The organism is Litoreibacter roseus, from assembly GCF_009811795.1.
GTDB classification, from domain to species: domain Bacteria; phylum Pseudomonadota; class Alphaproteobacteria; order Rhodobacterales; family Rhodobacteraceae; genus Litoreibacter; species Litoreibacter roseus.
Map to the genome: position 1 here is coordinate 285,992 of NZ_BLJE01000001.1, position 23,637 is coordinate 309,628.

The following is a 23,637-nucleotide window of genomic DNA, read 5'->3' on the forward strand; positions in this document are numbered from 1 at the left end:
ACTCGTGGCCGAACCTGAGTCGAAAAATCTGGGTTGATTTGGATAGTAGGCAGATATTCTCGCTATTCTGCAACTTTTCGATCTGTCTTCGCCCATCAAAGCGCTTAGATTTTCCACTTTAAGTTGAGTTAAATTGGCGAGATTCGACACAAGGCGAGCGAAAATTCGCCTTTTTATCGTCATATCAAGTCGTAAAAATGCGTTCTGGCCAAAAAAGTAGCCAGAGTGCAACAGATGCACGGTTTTGCGTCAGGCCTAAACCGAACAAATGCTGAATACACTCGCGGCGATCTCTATAACTCTTGGCCAGGGTGTGTATTGAGGGGTTGAGGAAACGTGGCACAGATTGCAGCATGGCTGTTCGGATCTTCTGCGTTGGCGGAAGACAGCATCACGGGGAATGGTGCGCAAAACGGCAGCTATCAGAATGGCGCAACCGCGTCCGGTGGCCAAGGTCGGTTCGACGGGAACAATGACTACGTTCTTGTAGCGCCTGATCCAATTTTCCAGCTTGCGACCGGGACGATTGTCACCGAGTTCACGCCTGATACCGTTCACAACGGAACGCTGATGTCCCGCGACAGCTCGGGCAATGATGACGGCGGTCACTTCCGGCTTCGGGTCGAGTCCAACGGCAGCATCGAAGTGCGCCACCAGACCTCAAGCAACTCAACCACGTATTCTACCTCCAACGGGTTTTACAGTGCGGGCGACACACTGCGCGTCACCTATTCATGGGACAATGGAAATGGCGGCGGGGACTACACGGTCGAAAACCTGACCGACGGCACATCTTTTACGACGCCGACCTCGACAAACCTTACAATGGATATGGGTGGGTCGTTCAACGAACCATGGACGTTCGGCGCATCTCAGTCCAACTCAGGCAACAACACAGCCACACCGCTGAATACTTATTTCGACGGGTCAATCGACTACATCTCGATTTTTGACACGGTTGAGACACCGGATAGTCCGTTCGTCCTTGATGGCATCGTGTCAGGTACATCTGGCAACGATGTTATAGATGACAGCTACACAAACGATCCGGACGGTGATCTGATCGACCGAAATGACGCCACCGGCGTTTTCGGAACCGAAGGCAACGACGACGTGGTGCTTGCGGGCGATGGGAACGATGCCATCAACTCAGGATCTGGCGACGATCAGGTCTTCGGTCAGGATGGCGACGACGTCATTGATGGCGGGATCGGTGCGGATCAGCTTTCGGGTGGACGCGGAAACGACATAATCAACGACGGCGACGGGGCGGCACAGGACCCTGTTGTCATCACGGATGAGAACTTCTCCGGCGGCGCGTCCGGTTGGTCGAACAACGCAACCTCTGCTGCATCGCCGGCCCCCAGCAGACATCTTGGACCGCTGCAGGACAGCAACAACGCCCAGTCCCTATTTAAGACGTTTTCTCTGGATCCAGGTCGACCCGCAGCGGTCGTCGAGTTCGATCTCTACCGGATGGGGGGATGGGACGGCGAACCCATTACCATCTATGGCAATGATGAAGTCATCTTTCAGGATCTGTTTGAGGATACAGATGGCGCCCGGACGCTGACGTCACAGGTCGAAGTCGATGGTGTGTTTTACGATATTACCTTGGATGCGCCGAACGCGTCGTCCGGTCCGACAGGCAATGCCAACAACATCCAAGTCTATAACGTCAGGCTCGAGATCACCGACCCGGGCGACACCTTCAAGTTGGGTTTCGGTATCAACACGACCGTGTCGACCGAGACTATCGGTATCGACAACCTCAAGATCATTTCAGCAGATGATCCCGCGACCGATATTGACGCCACCACAGCTCTTCCGACAGACGATATTCTGATCGGCGGAGATGGGGACGACACGCTGACGGCGACCTCTGGCGATGACATTCTCTACGGCGACCAGCAAGGTCAGGACATCACAGAGAAGTTTCAGTATGAAGTCTACGACTTCAACTTTTCTTCAGACGCGGGACAGGCGTTCGATATCGAGAGCGGAACGCTGGTCGACAGTGGTGACACCAGCAGTTTCGATGTCAGCGCGCTGGCAAATGCGGCGCGTGGCACAACGGGTAACCCGGAAGATTTCGGGATAATCTATACATCCGAGCTGCGGCCTACAGAGGATGGAACCTACCGCTTTACGACCACGTCCGATGACGGGTCGACAATTCGCATCATCGACAGTGACGGAAATCCGCTGACCTTTGCCAACCAGACTGGTGGCAACCTCCCCTATATGAACAACGACTTCCACCAAGGCGCGACGCAGCGCTTTGGGGACGTGGCGCTGGACGCTGGCGAAACCTACACCATCGAAGTTCGGTATTGGGAAAACCGCGGTGGGGACTCGCTTTCAAGCACAATCAGAACGCCAAGCGGCGCGACATCGAACCTGTTAACCAGTCCGTTGGTAGGTTTTGTCGCTGAACCGGAAAGCGGGAATGACGGCAACGATATCCTGTCGGGTGGTGATGGCGCTGATGAGCTTTATGGCCAGGGTGGTGATGACACGCTGACTGGTGGAGCGGGCGCAGATATTCTGTCCGGCGGCAGCGGAAACGACACGTTGAATGTCGGCGGAGGGGACTCAGCGGACGGTGGGGACGGGGATGACACGTTCATCATCGACGGCACAGCGCTCGGATCTGGCGAAGTTTCCATCATCGGTGGTGAAGGGAATGAGACGAACGGTGACACTCTTGATTTCAACGGATTCCTCGAAAAAGGGTCTGTGGTCCGCACAAATGAGGATGACGGTGCGGGTGGAATATCCGGCAGCGCGACCTTGCTTGATGGGACAAAAGTCAACTTCCAAAATATCGAGACGATCATCTGCTTCACGCCATCCACCACCATCATGACAGAAAGCGGACCCTGTCGGGTTGATAAGCTGCGCCCCGGAGATCGCATTCAAACACGAGACAACGGACTACAACCATTACTCTGGGTCGGGCGCCGGGACCTCGACGCGGTTGACTTGGCCCACCAATCCAAGCTCGCGCCGGTGCGCGTGCGCGCCGGCGCATTTGGACCGGGTGTTCCGGAACGTGATGTTATCGTGTCGCCCCAGCACCGCTTGCTGACAAGTTGTCCAATGAATGCACTTTTGTTCGGCGACAGTGAGGTTCTTGCCCCGGCCGTCGGGCTGGTGGATGGCACACACGTTGTACGTGACACTCAGGTTACCGAGGTCAGCTACATCCACCTGCTATTTGAGGAACATCAGATCGTCATGGCTGAAGGGCTCTGGAGCGAGAGCTTGTTCATGGGGCAGATGTCGCTTGCCGCTTTGGGTGAGGATGTCAGGCACGAGCTTGAAACGCTATTCCCGGAGCTCGACAGCACCGATGGCGCACGACGGTTCCTGGGTGTGAGTGAAGCCAAAGTGTTGCAACCCTATGCGTTCGCGCAATAGTCCGGGACTGATCCTGGCTCAGATATAGGGGATGTCGCTCAGGTGCGGGACAGTCCGTTCTGCGATTTGATCATACGCTTTATCGCGCCTGCGAAACGCTAACGGAAGCTGCATTGAGAGCTGAAGCAGGCGGCGGTCGTTATAGGGATTTACGATAAAGTTATTCGGCACCCCATATTCCCGAGCACCCTGATTGTGCGGAAGCACAATGTCGGTCCAGAGCAGATCATAGACTTTAGAGCGTCCAACCTCGGGCAACGTCTGATACCACATCATAAATTCGTGGGTCCAACGGTCTGTCGTGGAATGCGCCGCGCCGGACGCCTCGCCAAGACGAAGCCGTCTGATCGCATGTGTGAGGTTCAAAGGGCCCTCGCTTTGCCCTGTCCAATTCGTTGCCCTGAGGATTCCCATGATGTTGCCCCGAGGCAGAACGTGACCCTCGGGCAGCGTTTCCATGATCCCAAGCGACCGCAGCGCTGTGCCGTAAATCGCGTAGCCGTTGCGAAGCAGATAGGTCTGTTTGGAACGCATGGTCAGTTTTTGAAACAGGTATTCCTCATGGGGGAGGTCAAGGCGACGTGCGATGACCTTTGCGGTTTCTGAATCGAGCCCGGACTGCCGATGAAACCGCCACGTGAAGAGCGTTCGGGCGCGGTGTATTTCTGCCGATCCCACGCCGATTAGACATCGGGAGTCTCGTCCCCCGGACAGGGGGACCATACATGTCTGGGTTCGCAGGATCTCACAAAACACGGCTCTCAGGCGTTCGATGATCAGGTCTGTTGTTTCGACCGGTGTATCTTGACGGACCTCCAGATCGGTGTCCGGTCGTGGCCAGAAGCGCGCGGTCGTGAACGTTCTGAGATCGAGATAAAAGTTCGCCAGCATGCGCTTTACGCGCTGGTCCCGAGTGTGCCCCAGGGTATAGAACTGTGCGCCCGACCGGATGTCGTCAAATGGCACAACTTCGTTGGGCAAAATGTCATCGCGAAGGGCGAGCATCAGCGAAGAAGCCACAATGCGGGTTGTTGGATCATAAACCATGCCGAGATCGGCGACCGGATCAGTATAGACGCTCTGGAACTCTGGCGTCAGCACAGCGAAGAGGTAGCGCCCGGCGCACCCCGTGATCGTCTCTTCGACCGCATCAATGAAACCGGGATCTGTTGCAGCCAGTCTGAATTTTACGCCTTTGTGCAGGGACTTGCCATTTGCGTCTACTGCGATGCCCAGAAGAAACCCGACTGGCTTACCATTCGCATCGGTCAGTGGTGCAGTATCAAGCTTTTCGGAATGTCGAAGCGTCCAGCCGTTGCAGGCCTTTTCTTGCCAGCCCGGCGTGTCAAGCGAAGCCTCTTGCGACAGGATGAATTGGTAGATGAAGGTTTCTGCAAAGTCTCGATTGCTCTGTTCGCAACTCGTCAGGGCGGTGGGGCGCACGGTCATAAAGGCATGGGCTTTCGAAGATCTGTCGCGCCGAGCAGACAAAGATCGCCCGCATCTGTCAACCGCGGCGGCTAGCTGTCCTCCAGCAAGATTTTCAAGCGGGCAGCATGAGATGACCGAATATGTTTACGCGCGGCCGCCTCGGCTTCGACTGCGTCTCCGACGGCAATGGCGTCGATAATCTTCCGATGCTCGGAAATTGCCTGATCCTTCCGGGCCTCCAGTCCTAAGGTTGACCGACCCAGCAGGGCCATGGACAGGTCCAGTCCGTCAATCATCTCGATGAGGTATCTGTTGCTGGCCCCGTGGCAGATTGTGCGATGAAAAAGCTTGTTCAGACGCGAGGCCTCAACCTCATTATCCTTTACTTCGATCTGCGCGGGCAGCATATCATAAAGCGCCGCGATTTCGACCTCTGACATTTGTCGGGCCGCTAGGCCGGCTGCTGTTCCCTCAAGAACCTCACGGATTTTGTAGAGTTCCGAGATAGACTGGAAATCCAGCTGCTTAACCACGGCGCCCTTGTGCGGGGCATGGGTGAGCAGACCGTCACTTTCCAGCCGCCGCAAAGCCTCGCGCACAGGTGTTCTGGACACGCCAAGGCTTTCTGCGATCTCGACCTCGCGCAGTTTTGCGCCCGGTTTCAAGTCGCCCGCGATAATCTTGTCGTGCAACGCGCGATACGCGTCATCTGCTGTGAGTTTCTTCTGCGCCATGGCCTGTTCCTTTGGTCCGTTGATCAAACGCAGAAATTCATCCGGGTCCACAAAAATCGCTTGCAACTAAAATTGTATACAATGTAATACAATCTTAAAGCCGACGGTAAAACCACCACTCGGCACAGGAGAGAGTGATGAATGTTTCCGAGGTGATTGCCAAATATCTAACTTCTGCGGGGATCGGTCCGATCTTTGGATACCCAGGTGATCCGTCGGTTGAGTTTCTCGAAGGTTGCCGGAAGGAAGGCGTGGACTTCGTGTTGGCGCGGCGCGAAGGAACGGCTGGCTTGATGGCGGAGGCCTATGGAATGTTGACTGGAAAACCGGGCGTCGTGCTTTCGACTCTGGGACCAGGATCGACCAATCTTGTCAATGCACTGGCCAATGCTTATCTGGATCGAACTCCGATGATCGCCTTGTCCGGTCAGATTGACACAAAGCGACTGCCCACATTCACCCACCAGGTCGTCGACCAACATGCAATCTTTGCGCCGGTCGCGAAATACGTCGCGGATGTGATGCCCCATACGGCGGGTCACGTGCTGCGCAAAGCGCACCGGACCGCAACTGCACCGCGACCCGGGCCTGTTCACTTGTCTACACCCGCAGACGTTGTTGGCGCAGTTGCAGAAGATTCAGAGATCAGATTGCCACCAACAAAATCGCTCGGGATGGGCGTCGCTGTGGTGTCCGACAACGGAGCTGATCCAATCCTGCAGATCGCTGCAGCGGAAAAACCGATTATTCTCTACGGCATCTCAGCGATGCAGGGCGACGCCGGTTCTTCAATTACCGCGCTGGCGGAACGCATTGGCGCGGCTGTCGTATCCTCCCCGATGGCAAAGGGTACAGTTTCGGAAGATCATCCGCTGTTCGCCGGAACGCTCGACATGGCTTGTAATACGGTGATGTGGGACTTTCTCGACCAAGCGGACCTGATCCTCGCTATTGGTTTCGACGCAGTGGAACTGATTAAGCCGTGGTCCGTGCAGGCCCCAGTGCTTCACATCGATGAGGTTGCGAACACGGACCAGATTTATGCAGCAGACATCGAGGTTGTCGGGCCACTTTCTGAAACCGTGGCAATGCTGACCGATGGGGTCAAAGCAGGCACCGGTTTCAGTCACGCAGAGATGAGAACCCACCGCGAAACGCTCCAAGCGGCGTTTGATGCGGGTCGCGTTTCTGGCACGCTCAACCCGTCCGATGTGATACATGTGGCGCGCGGTGCAATTGGCAGTGATGCGATCGTCACGACGGATGTTGGTAGCCACAAGTTGCTCGTGGGGCAGGGGTGGCGGCCATCCGGGTCCCGCCAGCTGTTGATGACGAACGGTCTGTCGTCGATGGGCTTCTCCCTGCCAGCCGCAATTGCCGCAAAGATCGTCCATCCCGAGCGGGAAGTGGTCTGTTTTACGGGCGACGGAGGCTTGGCTATGGTGCAAAGTGAGCTGCGTCTCGCCGCCTCAATGAAACTTGGTATCAAGGTTGTTGTGTTTCTGGATCAATCGCTTAACCGGATCGAACTGAAGCAAATGGCCCGCCAGTATGCGTCTACCGGGACGGTCATCGAGGAAACCGATACGGTGCTGATGGCGCAATCCATGGCGTGCAACGGGATCGTGGTTGAAACTGAACGCGCCCTTGCAGACGCCCTGTCACAGGACGTTGGGGATACGCCCCTTGTGATTGGCACCCGGATCGATCCGGCGCAATATCTGGCGCAGTTCTGATGGCAGTTTCGGACATCTGGACCGGCAGCATTTACGCGAACCAAAGCCATCCCGGCGATGTGACTTTTGAGGTGCTGGACAAGTATCATTTAACGCCACTGACCCGTGTTACGACCGCAAACGCGACACATATCGAAGAAGCCATGACACTGGCAGAGCGCTACGGCGCACGTGTACCGTCAGCCTACGCGCGTTACGAAATCTTGATGCGCGTACGCGATCTGGTGGCGGAGCGGCGAGACAGGTTCCAGCAGGTAATCACCAGCGAGGCGGGCTTTCCGATCAACGATGCGAACGGCGAAATCAACCGGGCTCTGCAAACCTTGGCTTTGTCTGCGGAGGAGGCCAAGCGGTTAGCGGGCGACGTCATTCCCTTCGACGGGGCACCCTCGGGTGGCGGACGCATTGGTTTTACACTGCGTGTTCCTTTGGGAACAGTCGTCGCAATCACGCCTTTCAATGCGCCACTGAACACGGTGTGTCACAAGGTCGGTCCGGCATTCGCGGCGGGGAATGCGGTGATCCTGAAGCCTTCCGATAAGACGCCGCTGACATCCGCGCTGCTGGCTGAATGCTTTGCTGAGGCAGGCGCCCCAAACGGTGCCATCGCGGTGTTGCAAGGCGGCGTCAAAGTTGGGCAAGCGCTCTTGGCTGACCCGCGCCCTGCTTTCTACGCCTTTACAGGGTCTACGGCTGCAGGTGCTGCTATCCACGCGGCTGCCGGTCTACGTCGGACCCAGATGGAACTTGGGTCCATTGCCGGTACCATCGTGATGGATGATGCTGATATTAAAGATGCCGCGCAAAAATGTGTCGGCGCATCCTTCCGGAAAGCCGGTCAGGTCTGCACCTCCATCCAGATGTTGATGGTGCATGAAACGGTTCTGGAAGACTTCAAAGAGACATTTCTGGCGGGTGCAAAGGCGCTGACGGTCGGCAACCCAGCTGAGCCGGGCGTCGATGTTGGGCCCATGATATCTGTTGCTGCGGCAGAGCGGGTTGCAGACCTTCTGAAAGACGAACCGCTTTTGATAGGTGGAGACCGCAGCAATGCAGTCGTATCCCCCACTGTGATCAACAGCCCTAAGACTGGAACACGCGCGCTGACGGAAGAAATTTTTGGCCCCGTTACCTGCATCATTCCCATAGCCTCGCTCGACGACGCCGTCTCACGCATAAACGCGACGCCCTACGGTCTGGCTTCGGGTTTGTTCACAGACCGGATCAAGGATGCCTTTAAAGCAGCGACCCAACTGAAAGTGGGGGGCATTCATATTAATGAGACCAGCTCGTCCCGCGTCGATCTGATGCCCTATGGTGGTACCAAAGCCAGCGGGTTTGGCCACGAAGGCCCAAAATACGCGGTCCGCGAAATGAGCGAGGAGCGGCTGGTGACGTTTTCAGGATTGCGCACGTGAAGGACTATGATGTTTTGATTGCGGGCGGCGGGAATGCTGCGCTGTGTGCCGCGATTGCAGCGGCAAAAGGAGGCGCATCGGTTTGTATCGTCGAGGCCGCACCTAAGGCGTGGCGGGGAGGTAACACACGCCATACCCGCAACTGCCGAATTGCCCATGACGAAGGGAACGGCATTTTGACCGGTCCCTATCCAGTAGATGAATTCATGGATGATCTGATGCGCGTCACGAAGGGCGTGACTGACGAAGAATTGGCCGAATTGACACTTGAGCGCTCGAAAGAGCTTTGGGATTTCTTGAGCGCGCAAGGTGTCCGGTTCCAACCGTCGCTGGGCGGTACATTGTCTTTGGGGCGGACAAATGCGTTCTTTCTGGGTGGCGGACGCTCCATGTTGAACGCGCTCTATATCACCGCTGAGGATGCCGGGGTCGACGTGTTCTACGACACCCGCGTTGTCGGTTTGAACATCGAAAACGGGTTCTTTCTGTCGGCTGATGTCGAGGCCGACTGGCAAACCGACGCGCCTCAGCGGCGTGAGATCCAAGCGCGGTCCTTTGTCGCCGCAGCGGGTGGATTTGAGGCGAACATCGAGTGGCTCACAGAGGCTTGGGGACCTGCCGCAGAGAACTTTCTGATCCGGGGGACGCCCTACAATACTGGCGGTGTTCTAAAGCTGCTACTCGACGCGGACGTCCAGCGGACGGGCGAGCCAGATCAATGCCACGCCGTCGCCGTTGACGGGCGCGCGCCGAAATTCGACGGCGGGATTGTCACACGTCTGGATTGCGTTCCCTTTGGCGTTGTTTTGAATGCGGAAGGCAAGCGCTTTTATGATGAGGGCGAGGACTTCTGGCCCAAGCGTTATGCGATCTGGGGACGTCTTGTAGCCGCCCAGCCGGATCAGGTCGGTCACGTCATCATCGACGCGAAATCCATTGATCTTTTCATGCCATCAGTGTTCCCGCCCGAAACCGCAGACACGCTGGAAGACCTCGCGGCAAAAATTGATCTGGACCCGCAGACAGTAAAAGAAACGATTGCGGCCTTCAACGCGGCCTGCCTGCCAGGGTCATTCGATCACACCGTTCACGACGATTGCAGAACGGAGGGTTTGGAGCCGCCAAAGTCTCACTGGGCGCGTCCCATCGATACAGGACCGTATTATGCGTACACCCTGCGACCGGGCATCACGTTTACGTACATGGGGGTCAAGGTGAACCGGGACGCGCGAATGGTTATGGCGGATGGCTCCGTCAGCCCCAACCTTTTTGCCGCTGGCGAGATCATGGCGGGCAATATTTTGGGGCAAGGATATCTTGCGGGGATCGGTATGACGATTGGCAGCGTTTTCGGACGGATCGCCGGAGAAGAGGCGGCGCGATATGTCCGAAATTGATTTGGCGAAATTAACACAGATGCACCAGGACGAGGTCGCGCGTCAGATGTCGATCTGTAACGCGTGCCGCTACTGCGAGGGACTTTGTGCAGTTTTCCCGGCGATGGAGCTGCGAAAGAGCTTCAACGCAGGCGATGTCGATTTCTTGTCGAACCTCTGTCACAACTGCGGGGCGTGTTACTACGACTGCCAATACGCACCGCCTCATGAATTCGGCGTCAACGTTCCCAAAGCGATGGCAGACCTGCGCGAAGATACCTACGCAAACTATGCGTGGCCGGCTCCGGCGCAACGGCTCTTCCAAAAGAACGGAATGTGGATCACCGTCTCGTTGATTGTGGCGGTTGCAGTATTCATTGGTGGATTTGTGGCCTTCGCTGATCCTGAAGCCTTATTCGCGAGCGGATTGGAGAGCGGGGCTTTCTACCGGGTCATGCCGCATAACACGATGGTTGCCATTTTTGGCTCGGCGTTTCTGTTCGCCATCGTTTCTATCGGCATAAGTCTCAGACGGTTCTGGCACGCCGCTGGCGCCATGCCGGTGACGCTCGCCAGCCTCTGGCAGGCGGCGAAAGATGCGGGACAGTTGCGTTATCTGGACGGTGGCGGCATGGGCTGCATGAATGAAAGTGAGCGCCCGAATGATCGACGGAGACTTTATCATCACCTGACGATGTATGGCTTCCTGTTGTGCTTCGCATCGACGAGTACCGGGACGCTGTTTCATTACGTGCTGGACTGGCAGGCGCCATATCCGTGGTGGACCCCGGTGAAGATTTTTGGCGTGCTGGGCGGCATTGGGATTGTTGTCGGACCCATCGGGTTGCTGCGCGAGAAGGGCCGTCGGGATGAAGCCATTACGACCTCAAACAACGGTCTGGGGGAAGCCTTCCTCTGGAGCCTTATTCTGCTGGGCGCGACCGGTTTGCTGCTGACTGCGTTGCGAGACACGTCCGCTATGGGTTTGCTGCTTGCCGTCCACCTTGGCGTGGTTTTCGCCTTCTTCGTAACGATGCCGTATGGAAAGTTCGTCCATGGCCTTTACCGCTTTGCAGCACTGATGCGCCACGCTCACGAACAGGCTGTCGATCATGAACGGGAGCGTGCGGCGGCATAATCCATTGACCGTCAGGGCGATCGCGTCAGTGGTTTGTCAAACCACTTCGTGCCGGTTGTCAGTATATGCCGTTCGATCACGGCTTCCGCGATGTTCACACCCACACCGAAATCAGGCTCGGCAAATAACTTGAGATCTGGTGTGCTGGTCATCCTTTGTACCACCCATTTTTCTGATCCGAACCGTGACAATCGCAGATCGATACTTGCCATCACAAGATCGGGCAGCGCGTGAAACGCCGCAAGGACGGTTTTCTGAAACGCCTCCGAGATCAAGTGGGTGCATGCGAACGTCATCCGGTCGGGGGAAGTCTCGAAGAAAACTGCCTCACCTTTTGCCGGGACTGCGGCAGGTTCTAAATCCGCGTCGGACAAAATGGTTTCAGGGTCTGACGTTGAGCGTGTGATTTTGGACTGAAGCGCGCTCAAGAGGTTCTGCAGGTTCGTCGCCCCGTCACCAGTAACGAAGAGCGGACTGTCCGCAACCGCATGAACAATTTGGCCCTCAATTACTGCGATGGACAGTTTGGGTAGGCCATCATCGATCTGCGGCGCAATGGCAAAACTCTCGAGGTTTTCGGCCCGTTTGGTGAGCATCCGTTTCAAAAACTGCGGGCTTTGCGTGTTCACATACTGTGGTTGCCCTCGTTTTGGAATGACGGTCACGGTCGCGTTCGTACCAAGAGCCGCTAGATGCGCGCACGCGATATCGACTTTGCGCCCTCGGAAGATTCTCTGATCGGCGACAGGCACGCCCGCCTTCATAAGCAACGCACGCAGAGCGAACACCTGCTTGGCTGCCAAGAGATTGCCGACAACCGTCGAGTTCTTTGCCGCCGTTGTGTAGCCCCACCTTTCGTTCGCCAAATACTCAATCAGACCGTCTTCCAAGATCCTAGGCTCTGCCCCTCTCAGATGGATCAGATCAAGTACACTGTCCGTCACTGTCTCGGCGTCTCCGATGGGCGCATGTTGGCTTGGGGCGCTGTCGAAATGTGTGGCCATATCGAACTCAAGCGCGTGCTCGGTGCCATCCATCTGCAGCGCTGCATTGTGGATGTAGTTCTCCGTCGTGCCGCGCCATCCCGTGATTGCCATATGAGCTTTGACAACGTCGCCAGAGCGCCCGACATACGTGAGATTTACTTGATCGCGCGAGATATCGTGTGAAATCTCCACGTCGTTTTCCGTCGCAATCCGTGCCAGAACATCCTCAAAGCCTTCGCTGAAACGCCCGGTGTATCTGGCCGAACAGGTGACATGGGGCCACGCGTCGATGTTGCCGTCAAAGTTTGAGACGGTGGGCAGGATATGCGCAAAGTTGTTCACCCGTTGACCGTGGGTGATGTATTGAAAAAACAGGACGTTGGGGCGGCTGTTCGCTTCGCAGATGACGGCGCGACGCTCTGACAGTGGTTTGGTGAAGTTCTCCGCCAGAACGTCAAATCCCCAGAAATCAGCTGGCCCGAGTGCCTTGGCTGCCCGCTCGACCATGTCGACAATTGAGGGGTGTATGATATCGGTTACGTTGTAGTAATCCGCACCGCCGTAATAATTTGGATTATGACCTAAAACGACGATCTCGTCTTTCGGCAGGACACTCGCGGGTGTCAGGTTTTGTTTGGACAAATGAAACTGCGCCAAATCATCCAGATTTACAGTTTTACCAACCACGCCCGGAAGGGTATTTCGCTTGCGGTTTTTCTCATGAACAATCTGTTCAATGGATCGCGTGCCATCGCCGACGACGTTTGCGGCGATGCGTAGATAGCAAACACAGACCTTTCCCCCTGCCACATTGATCCTCAGGTCCGCACCGGGCACGAAGTCTTCAATCAGAATTTTACGCTCGGGGCTCGCCTCGCGGGCATGGGCCCACGCCGCCTTTAGTTCCTCTTCGGTTGTGACGTCGATTGTGACGCCTGCATAAAGGGACCCGTAGGCAGGTTTGACGACTACAGACTTGCTCTGAGAGAATGCCGCAAGCACTTCGTCGTAGGTATCGACGATATGCGCGTATGGGACCCGGATGCCGGCAAGCCGCATGACCTCTTTGCTGTATTGCTTGTCGTTGGCAACCGCTTCAACTACGGCGCTGACCCGCGAACTTCTGGAACCTTGGAGGCAAACTTCTCCGTGTGGCGAGACGATCAGATAACGCGGAGGTTGTCCGCTTCCGATTGGCAGAACTGTTAGTCCGCTTTCCGCTATGGCCACCGACATCTCATGTTGTTTCCAGCGGGGAACAGGTTCGAGCAATTCGTTGGTTTGCGCCTCCCGGATTGCCGCGACTTCGCGCAGCGTTTCCTTGAAATTTTCCACCTGCCGTTCAGAGCGGCGGTATTTCAGAATGTCATTCATCACTGCGCGTCCGAAGAGGTGTCCTGCATACCTTACTCGTAATGCTATCTGTCCAGAGAGCAATCATTGACCATCCAGAGACACAAGTCAGAATGGCTCATGCCCGCGTGTACGGCCTGCTCAACAACAAGCGCTTGGGGGCGCATGCCCGGTTGCGTGTTGGTTTCCAGAAGGAATAACCCGTCCGCGCCGCGCGTCTCGTCCCAGCGAAAATCTGATCTTGAAAGTCCGCGGCACCCCAGTGCGGTATGCGCAGACAAAGCTTGCTGTGCACAAAGCGTGTATATGTCATTGGGCAAGGGGGCCGGGGTGATATGCCGTGTCCGGTCGTCTACGTATTTGTCATCATAGCCAAAAATATCGCCGACGATAACTTCAGTTATGCCCAAGAGGCGGTCACCGATGATGCCCACGGTGACCTCGCGCCCGGGAATGTAGTCCTCGACCATCATCGGTTGATCACACGCGGCCGCAATCTCCGGAACATTGTCGAAGTCGTTCAGCAGATATATGTTGTCTGAAGATCCGCCATTGCTCGGTTTTACGATAAAGCGATCTCCGGAAAATTGGCCCCTCTCAATGGGCGCGCCAAGCTCAAATTCGACAGCGTGGGGGGTATTTATCCCTGCATCGCGGTAGATCTGCTTTGATTTCATCTTGTCCATCGCTAACGCCGACGCAAGAACCCCGGAATGCGAATACGGCGTCTTCATCAGTTCAAAAACGCTTTGCACTCGTCCGTTTTCTCCGTCGCTTCCATGAAGCAAATTTATAACCGCGTCGGGTTTTTCACGTTCGAGAAGGTTCGAAAGTGTTGTGATGTCGCCGTCATAGATCATCAGCGTGGCATCCAACGCGTCTTTGAGCGCGTCAACGCAGAACCGGGCGGAATTCATGGACACCTCCCGCTCGAACGAAGCGCCGCCACCTAGCACACTGACACGCATACTGCCTCCCGATTACGTTGCGCGGCGCAGGCACTGATAGTGGGACACTGCCCGCGCTAGAGAGCCTGCGCAGTCCGGACCATTTGTCTAGCACCCATATGGTTAACAAATCTATGGACGGCAATCCGAACCAGTGCTTGGCCCGCGCAGCATAGCGTGAAGCTAATCTTCGAAATAGTCGCTGTGCGACTTCCACACCGCCTCAACAGTGGAATCCAGCCGGGCGAGATGGGTTCTGATGGCCTGTTCGAGGGCGTCGCGGCTATCAGCTTTCAGCAACTTCAAGATCTCTTCATGATCATCGAGAAGCTGCTCCATACGGTCTTTCTCCGTGAGGCTGAGCACGCATAACCTGTCAACCTGAGCCTTGTTTTTCGCAATCACCTCAAACGCCATGTCTGCATTGGCGACGCGGCACAGAAGCCGGTGGAAGTGATAGTCAAGCGCATGAAACTCATCGAAATCAAGCGTATCAACAGCAGAGCGCTGATCTTTTAGGTTGCTGTTCAGTTCATCAAGTCCGGAGCCGTCCCACGTCGCGGCCGTCTTCCGCAGAACCTTGATTTCGACGGCCAACCGGACGAAACGCGCGGTCGATATTTTTCGAAGCGAAAACTTTTTAATCAGTGCCGCCTTCTGCGGACGAATGAGCAGCAGACCCAGATTGCCTAGACGACTGAAATCATCACGTACGGGTTGGCGCGATACACCAAAGCGACTGGCAATCTCGACTTCCTATATTTTTTCGTACCAGGCATAAATTCGAGAGAGATGATCTCTTGGTAAACATAGTTAAACACTACGTCTGAAGTCGTACGCCGTTGCGCGATGTCAGCAAGCTGCTGCATTTCTGATAGTTACCGCTGCGGATGTAACGTGTTGACGGTCCCATGGATATACTGCGCGGCCGGCGAGGTAAGGAAAACAACAGCCCCCGCGATGTCATCTGGTTTCCCCCGCCGCTCGGCAGGGGTGCGCTCTAGGATCGCCTTGTTGCGCTCGGCATTTGCTCGCAACGCTTCGGTGTTATTGGTTTCTATGTATCCGGGCGCGATGACATTCACATTGATGCCCTGTGCCGCGCATTCATTTGCAAGCAGCTTGGTGATCCCGGCTATTTGGAACCACAGAAGTGATGCGACGTCGATGATCTTGCCTTCTGCATCTTGGGCGAAGATCGCTTTGGCGAAGGCCTGACAGGTAAAAAAACGGCCTTCAGATTGACGCCGATCACGTCATCCCAGTCACTTTCATCAAAGTCGATGCGGCCCGCCCGCCGTATAATTCCGGCGTTGTTTACCAAGATGCCGAGTTCGCGATCGACAAAGATATCCCGTGCTGCCATCGGATCTGCAAAACCCAAATGCAGCTCTTCCCCTTGCTCGATCTGATTGACCGTATCGGCGCAGGACGACCGACTGGCGCAGATCACCCGCGCGCCTACGCGGCCATGGCGACAGCGATCGCCTGTCCGATCCCGGTATTCGCACCGGTTACAAGGGACGTCTGGTTTTTGAGCGAAAGTGGGTTCATCGAAGGTCTTCCATCGCGATCATTTCGACGTCCTTGTAGTCGATGCTGTCGCCCGCCATCGCCCAGCAAAACGTGTAGCTTTCCGTTCCGGCCCGCAGTGGATTGACCAAGGTGGTGACAGTATGCCTTCTTCGTTTTTCATCACGATGTGACAGGTTTCCTCAGGCTTGCCCATAAAGTGAAAGCCTCGGGTTTGCTCATCAAGATTGAAGGAGTGATATGCTTCCATACGGCGATCGTGCAAATGGGCGGGCGTGGTATTCCAGACAGACCCGACGTGAAACATCGTGTACCCCATCGCAAGCTGGCAGGTCGGCATGACGTTGTGGTGAGTTAATTGAAAGATCGTCCGATCGTTTGCTGCTGCCGGGCACCCATCTTGACGCTGGCCGCATCATTCAGCGTAACAAGTCGACTTGGTGGGTGTGGTGCGCAGGCGCCAAAATGACGTCGTACTTCCTGCCGCCGTTGCAAGATACGATCCCTGTTTCGCTGATGTTAAGGATGCCCATTTCGCGGCGATCAGGGACTGAAGACGTCTCGCATTCCTTCACCTCGTCAAGTACCAGATCGAAACCCATCGGGCAGGCGCTCCCGACAATGAGGCGATCATAGTGCGACTAGGTCCGCCGGATTTCTCCATCCTTGAACATATAGCCCACATGGAAAATTTCGCTCAAAGCGGCAGTGTCCATAGCCTTTGTCACGAGAGGGAGTGAAACAGTCCATGAGCGTGCCGGGTTCGACGCATTTGCAGCCATGGGTGGCTTTCGATGGATGGCGAAACTATCGCATGGGCCGACGCGCTTTTCCTCGCCGTCCATGGTAGAGAGGAACTGTCTGCTTTCAATGTAAGTGGATTGTACGTGGGGATGCTGATGAAGTTTTCCCTCCGCATTTTCTTCGAACCGGAAGGCAACGACCATCAGGTCAGCGTGATCCGCAAGAACTTGGCGAGCTACACCGGGATCAGCGGAAACGGGTTGGAAATCAGCGATAAGCGCCTCTTGCTTCTAAACTCGCAATGCGAAATGCGCCTAGCACAGCAGGACATCTACGCGTCTATTACGCATCTATAGCTAGTACTGATATGTTAGTATGCTAGATTGCTGGAAGTACAGGTGTACTTCCATTCAGATGAAGCCATCATGTTGCTTTGCTGTTCGACATCGAGGACCGGCGAGGCCGGTTGGAGGTTTTAAGACGCGGTGATTTCTTCGGCCATCATGATCGCGTTTGTATCCTTCACGGTCTCCATCACCGCGAAGGAATGGGTCTGCATCACGCCGGGTAATTTACCGATCTGCTCGCCCAGAACTTCGCGAAAGTGAGCCATATTCCGTGTCCGCACTTTGAGCATGTAGTCGAACGATCCAGCGATCATGAGGCAGCTTTGAACCTCTGGTATGCGGGTCACTGCCACATTAAAGGCGTCAAGCATCTCGTCGCTTGTCTTGGTCAGGTTTACATGGACGACCGTCACATGGCTGAGATCGACCTGATCCGGTGCAATCCGGGCATGATACCCGCTGATGACACCTGTTTTCTCCAACCTCCGCACACGTTCAGCAGTTGGCGTTTTTGTCAGAAAAACCCGTCTGGCGAGTTCCACAATAGAGAGGCGCCCGTCTCGCTGAAGTTCATCGAGGATACGTTGATCTATTCGGTCTAATACCCTGCGCATTCCAGCCATTATTCCTATTAATGCCTGTCAAATAGGCAATTAGACCGGAATATAGCCAACATAAGTCCCATAAGCTAGGCGAAAAGACCAATACTGAGATGTGATAGAAGCAATGAATTTGTGTGATGCTTTAAATGGGGTGCGCATTTTTCATGCTCCTATTCGCAGTGTCGGGCGCTGTTTCGGCACACCCACAGGGACGAAAGGAAATTAAATGACCACAACGTTGGTAATTGGCCTCGATGGGCAAGAGACGGGGGATCGCGCGCTTGCCTTTGCCAAAGATCTCGCGTCGACCATCAAGGATTGCGAGCTTCTGGTGGCCTATGTGATCGAATGGTCGCCGTATTCATTCCAAACCGCCGAGGAAAATGCGCTCCGACATGGGCGCAAAGAAGCAGAGATCTCGACCGCGCACGAGCGGATCGTTGATCCTGCCGTCAAAGCGTTGACGGAGGCTGGTTTGAACGCGCGCGGGGTCGTTCGGCACGGGGACGTCGCCGACACGCTCAACCAGATTTGTGAAGAAAATGGCGGTCAGCAGATCATCGTCTGCCGCGCGTCGGCGGGCGGTTTTGCCAAGCGCATCTTTGGAAGTTCTACAGCAAACCTTGTGATGAGCGCGACTGTGCCCGTCACAGTCATCGCGTGAGGAGTGGACAAATGAATGTATTCACCAAAGCCAGTTTGGCGCTGCCATGTGTGCTGATGACCCTGCCGGTCCACGCGCAGGAGGCGTTGTCGCTGGATGAACGGGTCAACCAAACCTTTGCAGAAATCACCGGACCGTTCGTCAGTCTGATCTTTGCGCCACTGCCGGGCACAAGTTTTCCATGGATCGTGATGTGGCTCGTTGTCGCCGCAACGGTATTCACGCTGTATTTCTCGTTCGTGCAGCTGCGGTTCTTTAGCCATGCAATTTCTCTTGTGAAAGGCGACTACTCCGACCCGAAAGACGCAGGCGAAGTTAGCCACTTTCAGGCCCTCGCGACGGCGTTGTCCGGCACCGTGGGTCTTGGGAACATTGCAGGCGTTGCCGTGGCCGTCGGCATTGGCGGTCCCGGGGCTACGTTCTGGATGATCCTCGCGGGTCTTCTTGGCATGGCATCGAAATTCACCGAATGTACGTTGGGCGTGAAGTACCGCAACGAATATGAAGATGGCTCGGTCTCGGGCGGGCCAATGTATTATCTGTCGAAAGGCTTTGCAGAGCGTGGCTTGCCAGGGGGCAAGATCCTGGCCGTCTTGTTCTCGATCTTCTGTATTCTCGGTGCTTTGGGCGGGGGGAATATGTTTCAGGCCAATCAGGCACATGCACAGATCGCAGGCATCGTTGGCGACTACCCCGGCTGGATCACAGGTCTCGTCTTTGCAGCTGTTGTCTTTGCGGTCATCGTCGGCGGCATCAAATCCATTGCGCGGGTGACTGAAAAGGTCGTGCCATTCATGGGCGTTCTCTATGTCGGTGCAGCGCTGATCATTATTTTGGTGAACTACGACAAAATCGGCTGGGCGTTCGGCCAGATCTTCGAAGGTGCATTCACTGGTCTCGGGGTCGCAGGTGGCTTTGTTGGCGCCCTGATCCAAGGTTTCAAGCGGGCCGCATTTTCCAACGAGGCGGGTGTGGGTTCAGCGGCGATTGCGCACTCTGCCGTGCGCACAAAAGAACCGATTACAGAAGGTTTCGTATCCCTATTGGAGCCCCTGATCGACACCGTCGTGATCTGTACGATGACCGCTTTGGTGATCATCATCTCCGGACAACTGATCTCTGATCCTGAAACAGGTCTTTACGTGCTTGACGGGGGCGCGATTGCGACCGTTGACGGCAACAGCGGTGTCGCTTTGACCTCAGCGGCGTTCGGATCTGCCATCGGCTGGTTCCCGTATCTGTTGGCACTTGCGGTCATTCTCTTCGCCTTCTCGACCATGATCTCTTGGTCCTACTATGGATTGAAGGCGTGGACATATCTCTTTGGGGAAGGCAAGGGATCGGAGCTGACGTTCAAGATCATCTTCTGTATCTTCATTGTGATTGGTGCAGCGGCAAGTCTTGGTCCGGTAATCGACTTCTCAGATGCAGCGATCTTTGCGATGGCGGTGGTCAACATCACCGGGCTTTACTTCCTGATGTCGATCGTTCGGGCTGAACTCAAATCCTACAGCGATCGCTTGGCCACAGGCGAGATCAGAAAGTTCGCACACTAACTGAAACTTGGAGGGAGGCGACATGATTGCCTCCTTCCACTCTCATCAGACCACTTTAAAGATCGCCAATGACAACAGTGTGTCGTCCGTCGATCTCAAATAAATAAAGAGGATTGGTGGAGCCTAGGGGAGTCGAACCCCTGACCTCTTGCATGCCATGCAAGCGCTCTCCCAACTGAGCTAAGGCCCCGGTTGCAGCGCTTGAACGCTGCGGTGTGGGTCTATGCGGCGGCGCGGATCAATTCAAGCAAAAAATCCGCGCAATCCAAGTGCATCAGGACTCGTCGTCGTCCTCAGAGGCGACGTCCGCCAGCTCGTCCAGGCTGACCGTATCTTCGTCTTCGTCCTCTTCCAGAACGTCATCGCCCAGATCGACATCCGCCTCATCCGCGTCATCATCGTCGTCGAGGATGACAGCATCGTCGTCATCGCTTTCGACCTCTGGCTTGTTGTCTGTGTTTTGCGCGTCAGGCTTATCTGCGCGCATCGTGCGGGATTTACTGCCTGTAAGACTTTCCAACGTGAACTCATGTCCGCAGGAGGGGCAGGTCATCGGATTGTTTTGCAGGTCGTAAAAGCGGGTCGAGCAGCTTGGGCAAACGCGCTTAACGCCCCATTCTTCCTTGGGCATGATCGTCCTCGTATCTCTCTTCGAAAATAGGGTTCGCGCCAGTTGCCACACCGCGCAGGGCGTGTCAAAGGCTTTCCCCCGAAGCGGCCAGATCGGCCTTCCGATTGTGCAAATGGGACGGTAGGTTCTGATTTGCAAGGGCAAACATAAGGGCAGGGTAGATGGCAGAGACCATCAAACTGGGACAGCCGCCGATAGAGGTGACCGTAAAGCAATCCGCGCGGGCGCGGCGGATCTCCCTGCGCGTGTCAGGGTTGGACGGAAAGGTGTCTTTGACCGTGCCCCGTACGGCCAGACGGCGGGATGCACACGCCTTTCTCACTGAAAAAGAGCCTTGGATTCGAAGTCATCTTCAGTCTCGGCCTGATCTTGTGCAAATCGCCGTCGGAACGGAACTGCCCGTCGAAGGTATGCCGCGTCGCGTAGTAATAGGCGATGTCAGGGCACCACAACTGACGGATGCGCAACTGCTGGTCCCGGCCGGGCCCGATAAGGTCGCGTCGCGCTGTTTGGCGTTGCTGAAGGTCACCGCACGGGACCGTTTGGCCAGTGCGTCGCAAAAACACGCCGAAACGCTGGGCCGTCCGTTTCACAAAATCACCCTTCGGGACACGCGATCGCGGTGGGGGTCCTGCACGTCCCAAGGCAACCTGATGTATTCATGGCGGCTGATCCTCGCGCCGCCCGAGGTTCTGGACTATGTCGCGGCTCACGAGGTCGCCCATCTGGCGCATATGGACCACAGCCAGCGCTTCTGGACGGCGGTGGGCGGGCTCTGTCCCGGATATCAGACGCCCCGCGCATGGCTGCGTCGCAATGGGGCCACGCTTCACCGCTATCAGTTCTAGACCGTTGACGGCGTACAGGTTTGTGATCACGTTGCGCGGATGTTGATCCAACATCAAAAGACGGACGCCGCCAGCGCTTTGCCCACCGGGGCGGCCAATGATATGGTGTATCGCAGATTGCGCGGCGAGATCATGCATGGCCAGATCGCACCGGGTTCTGCACTGACGTTACGCGGGATTGGCAAGCGCTTCGATGTCTCCATGACCCCTGCACGGGAAGCCGTGCGCCGGTTGGTGGCGGAGGGGGCGCTGTCCTTGTCGTCTTCTGGGCGGGTTTCGACGCCTGAGCTATCGAACGACCGGATTGAGGAGCTCGCTGCGCTGAGGGCTTTGCTGGAGCCGGAGCTGTCCGCCCGCGCGCTGCCCCGTGCGCATATGGCGCTGATCGAGCGTTTGCAATCGATCAACGGGCAAATCTCTCAGGCCGTCGCAAAACAGGACGCTGTTGGCTACATCAAAAGCAACTTGGACTTCCACCGGACACTTTACTTACGGGCTCAGGCACCTGCCATGCTTGCGATGGCCGAGACCGTCTGGCTTCAGATGGGACCGACGATGCGCAGTCTCTATGCAAAGCTGGAACGTACCGAGATCCCTCGCCATCATAAGCTAATCGTGGCTGCGCTGAAGGCCGGGGATGAGCCCGGCCTGCGCGTCGCTGTCCGGGCCGATGTCACCCATGGGTTGCGCATGCTGGCGCAATAGCGCCAGATATCTAATACCCTGAAAAATCAGGAATGAATTGGTCCGTCACCGCAGGCCAAAGCTGCTTCGCGCACGGCTTCGGAATAGGTCGGGTGCGCGTGGCAGGTGCGGGCGAGGTCTTCGGCGGCGGCACCGAATTCCATCGCGACGCAGACCTCGTGGATCAGATCGCCTGCCATGGGGCCGATGATATGCGCCCCGATAATCCGGTCCGTTTCGGCATCCGCCAGAATTTTGACAAACCCTTCCGCGGCATGGTTGGCCTTGGCACGCCCGTTGCCCATGAAACTGAACTTACCTGCCTTGTATTTATGGCCTGCGTCTTTCAGTTGCGCTTCGGTTTGGCCGACATTCGCGACCTCGGGGTGGGTGTAGATCACACCGGGGATAACCCCATAATTTACATGACCTTTTTGGCCTGCGATGGTCTCCGCAGCGGCCATGCCTTCATCCTCGGCCTTGTGGGCCAGCATGGGACCGTCGATACAATCGCCGATGGCATAAATGCCTTTGATATTGGTTGCCCAGTGACCATCGGTCTTGATTTGGCCGCGGTCTGACATCTCGACGCCGAGCGCCTCAAGACCCAAGCCGTCGGTGAAAGGTTTACGACCGGTGGAGACCAGAACAATGTCCGCGTCTTCCACGTGTTCGCTGTCATCCTTGCGCAGCTTGTAGGTGACTTTGGCCTTGTTTCCCTTGGTCTCCACGCCTTGCACGGCGGCGCCCAATTGGAACTCAAGCCCCTGTTTTGTCAATATTTTCTGGAACTGACGCTGCACCTCGGCGTCCATGCCGGGGGTGATCGTGTCGAGATATTCGATCACCTTCACTTCGGACCCCAGACGTTTGTAGACGGAGCCCAGTTCAAGCCCGATCACGCCTGCGCCGATGACGACCATCTTCTTCGGCACCTTCGACAGTTCCAGCGCGCCGGTGGAGGACACGACGACTTTTTCGTCAATCTCGACGCCGGGCAATGTGGCCACATCCGAGCCTGACGCGATCACGATATTCTTGGCCTCGTGCACGTCGTCGCCAACCCTGACCTTGCCCGCCTCGGGGATGGAGGCCCAGCCTTTGATCCAGTCTATCTTGTTCTTTTTGAACAGAAATTCGATGCCGGAAGTGTTCTGGCCAATAGTCTCCTTCTTGTAGGTCAGCATCTGTTTCCAGTCGACCGAGGGCGCCTTGCCCTTCAGGCCCATCTTGGCGAAGTTATGCTCTGCCTCATGCAGCTGATGGCTGGCGTGCAGCAGCGCCTTGGAGGGGATGCAGCCCACGTTCAGACAGGTGCCGCCCAAGGTCTCCCGCCCTTCGACACAGGCGGTTTTCAGACCCAGTTGCGCGCAGCGGATGGCGCAGACATAGCCCCCCGGGCCGGAGCCGATTATGATGACGTCATAGCTGGACATTGGGGGTCTCCTTCAGGGCGTTTTGGCGTATCGGACTTGTGTCGGACTTT

At 56.1% G+C, this 23,637-nt stretch carries 18 protein-coding genes, 1 tRNA gene and 2 pseudogenes; 10 read left to right on the forward strand and 11 right to left on the reverse strand.

The genetic code is table 11. The annotated features are described in order from the left end of the window. Nucleotides 1–336 precede the first annotated feature (336 nt). Complete coding sequence (locus KIN_RS01450) at nt 337–3,423, forward strand: Hint domain-containing protein (RefSeq protein WP_159804180.1); 3,087 nt, start codon at nt 337–339, stop codon at nt 3,421–3,423. Nucleotides 3,424–3,441: 18 nt separating this feature from the next. Here the strand turns inward: KIN_RS01450 and KIN_RS01455 are convergent, their stop codons facing one another. Together KIN_RS01455 and KIN_RS01460 are read right to left on the reverse strand one after the other, a co-directional pair. After that, on the reverse strand, nt 3,442–4,872 hold the full coding sequence (locus KIN_RS01455) for an asparagine synthetase B family protein (protein ID WP_159804181.1): 1,431 nt from the start codon (nt 4,870–4,872) through the stop codon (nt 3,442–3,444). Nucleotides 4,873–4,943: 71 nt separating this feature from the next. After that, nucleotides 4,944–5,588: a GntR family transcriptional regulator gene (locus KIN_RS01460; protein WP_159804182.1), complete on the reverse strand. Its 645-nt coding sequence runs from the start codon at nt 5,586–5,588 to the stop codon at nt 4,944–4,946. 137 nt (nt 5,589–5,725) lie between these two features. Here KIN_RS01460 and KIN_RS01465 point away from each other — a divergent pair, with 137 nt between their 5' ends. The 4 genes from KIN_RS01465 to tcuB are packed head-to-tail and all read left to right on the forward strand — an operon-like array spanning nt 5,726 to nt 11,256. Further along, the gene (locus tag KIN_RS01465; RefSeq protein WP_159804183.1) at nt 5,726–7,324 is read left to right on the forward strand and encodes a thiamine pyrophosphate-binding protein; all 1,599 of its coding nucleotides are present in this window, start codon (nt 5,726–5,728) and stop codon (nt 7,322–7,324) included. Then, nucleotides 7,324–8,742, forward strand: coding sequence for an aldehyde dehydrogenase family protein (locus KIN_RS01470; RefSeq protein ID WP_159804184.1), 1,419 nt, complete (start codon nt 7,324–7,326; stop codon nt 8,740–8,742). Before KIN_RS01465 ends, KIN_RS01470 begins: the two co-directional genes overlap by 1 nt. After that, nucleotides 8,739–10,139: an FAD-dependent tricarballylate dehydrogenase TcuA gene (tcuA, locus tag KIN_RS01475; protein WP_159804185.1), complete on the forward strand. Its 1,401-nt coding sequence runs from the start codon at nt 8,739–8,741 to the stop codon at nt 10,137–10,139. Before KIN_RS01470 ends, tcuA begins: the two co-directional genes overlap by 4 nt. Further along, the gene (tcuB, locus tag KIN_RS01480; RefSeq protein ID WP_159804186.1) at nt 10,126–11,256 is read left to right on the forward strand and encodes a tricarballylate utilization 4Fe-4S protein TcuB; all 1,131 of its coding nucleotides are present in this window, start codon (nt 10,126–10,128) and stop codon (nt 11,254–11,256) included. Before tcuA ends, tcuB begins: the two co-directional genes overlap by 14 nt. Before the next feature lie 11 nt (nt 11,257–11,267). Here tcuB and KIN_RS01485 read toward each other — a convergent pair whose 3' ends face one another. The 5 genes and pseudogenes from KIN_RS01485 to KIN_RS22355 form a co-directional block, all read right to left on the reverse strand. Continuing rightward, nucleotides 11,268–13,616, reverse strand: a complete 2,349-nt coding sequence (locus tag KIN_RS01485; RefSeq protein ID WP_159804187.1) for a hypothetical protein — start codon at nt 13,614–13,616, stop codon at nt 11,268–11,270. 44 nt (nt 13,617–13,660) lie between these two features. Further along, nucleotides 13,661–14,563: a D-alanine--D-alanine ligase family protein gene (locus KIN_RS01490; protein ID WP_159804188.1), complete on the reverse strand. Its 903-nt coding sequence runs from the start codon at nt 14,561–14,563 to the stop codon at nt 13,661–13,663. A gap of 162 nt (nt 14,564–14,725) precedes the next feature. Next, nucleotides 14,726–15,139 (reverse strand): GntR family transcriptional regulator, encoded by a 414-nt coding sequence (locus KIN_RS01495; RefSeq protein ID WP_159804189.1) that lies wholly within the window; start codon nt 15,137–15,139, stop codon nt 14,726–14,728. Nucleotides 15,140–15,420: 281 nt separating this feature from the next. Then, a pseudogene (locus KIN_RS22535) lies at nt 15,421–16,096 on the reverse strand (SDR family oxidoreductase). 190 nt (nt 16,097–16,286) lie between these two features. Continuing rightward, a pseudogene (locus KIN_RS22355) lies at nt 16,287–16,415 on the reverse strand (5-dehydro-4-deoxy-D-glucuronate isomerase); the annotation flags it as partial. Between the two features lie 454 nt (nt 16,416–16,869). Between KIN_RS22355 and KIN_RS22645 the strand changes: the two are divergent. Then, the gene (locus KIN_RS22645) at nt 16,870–17,175 is read left to right on the forward strand and encodes a hypothetical protein (RefSeq protein ID WP_159804190.1); all 306 of its coding nucleotides are present in this window, start codon (nt 16,870–16,872) and stop codon (nt 17,173–17,175) included. Between the two features lie 119 nt (nt 17,176–17,294). Here KIN_RS22645 and KIN_RS01520 read toward each other — a convergent pair whose 3' ends face one another. Further along, entirely contained in the window at nt 17,295–17,780 is a 486-nt protein-coding gene (locus KIN_RS01520; protein WP_159804191.1) for an Lrp/AsnC ligand binding domain-containing protein, read from the reverse strand. A 214-nt stretch (nt 17,781–17,994) separates the two neighbouring features. On the opposite strand from KIN_RS01520, the gene KIN_RS01525 reads away from it, so the two are divergent. Both KIN_RS01525 and KIN_RS01530 read left to right on the forward strand, forming a co-directional pair. Next, a complete protein-coding gene (locus KIN_RS01525) occupies nt 17,995–18,432 on the forward strand; it encodes a universal stress protein (RefSeq protein WP_159804192.1) in 438 nt (145 codons plus the stop codon). Between the two features lie 11 nt (nt 18,433–18,443). Next, nucleotides 18,444–19,988: an alanine/glycine:cation symporter family protein gene (locus KIN_RS01530; RefSeq protein ID WP_159804193.1), complete on the forward strand. Its 1,545-nt coding sequence runs from the start codon at nt 18,444–18,446 to the stop codon at nt 19,986–19,988. A 114-nt stretch (nt 19,989–20,102) separates the two neighbouring features. Here KIN_RS01530 and KIN_RS01535 read toward each other — a convergent pair. Both KIN_RS01535 and KIN_RS01540 read right to left on the reverse strand, forming a co-directional pair. Continuing rightward, nucleotides 20,103–20,178, reverse strand: a tRNA-Ala gene (locus tag KIN_RS01535). 84 nt (nt 20,179–20,262) lie between these two features. Continuing rightward, entirely contained in the window at nt 20,263–20,619 is a 357-nt protein-coding gene (locus KIN_RS01540) for a TIGR02300 family protein (protein ID WP_159804194.1), read from the reverse strand. Between the two features lie 161 nt (nt 20,620–20,780). Between KIN_RS01540 and KIN_RS01545 the strand changes: the two genes are divergently transcribed. Together KIN_RS01545 and KIN_RS01550 are read left to right on the forward strand one after the other, a co-directional pair. Further along, nucleotides 20,781–21,467 carry a M48 family metallopeptidase gene (locus KIN_RS01545; protein ID WP_159804195.1) on the forward strand — a complete coding sequence of 229 codons (687 nt, stop codon included), beginning with the start codon at nt 20,781–20,783 and terminating at the stop codon, nt 21,465–21,467. A 39-nt stretch (nt 21,468–21,506) separates the two neighbouring features. After that, a complete protein-coding gene (locus KIN_RS01550) occupies nt 21,507–22,172 on the forward strand; it encodes a GntR family transcriptional regulator (RefSeq protein ID WP_159804196.1) in 666 nt (221 codons plus the stop codon). Nucleotides 22,173–22,198: 26 nt separating this feature from the next. On the opposite strand, the gene lpdA is transcribed toward KIN_RS01550, so the two are convergent. Next, nucleotides 22,199–23,587, reverse strand: a complete 1,389-nt coding sequence (gene lpdA / locus KIN_RS01555; RefSeq protein WP_159804197.1) for a dihydrolipoyl dehydrogenase — start codon at nt 23,585–23,587, stop codon at nt 22,199–22,201. Nucleotides 23,588–23,637: the final 50 nt, after the last annotated feature.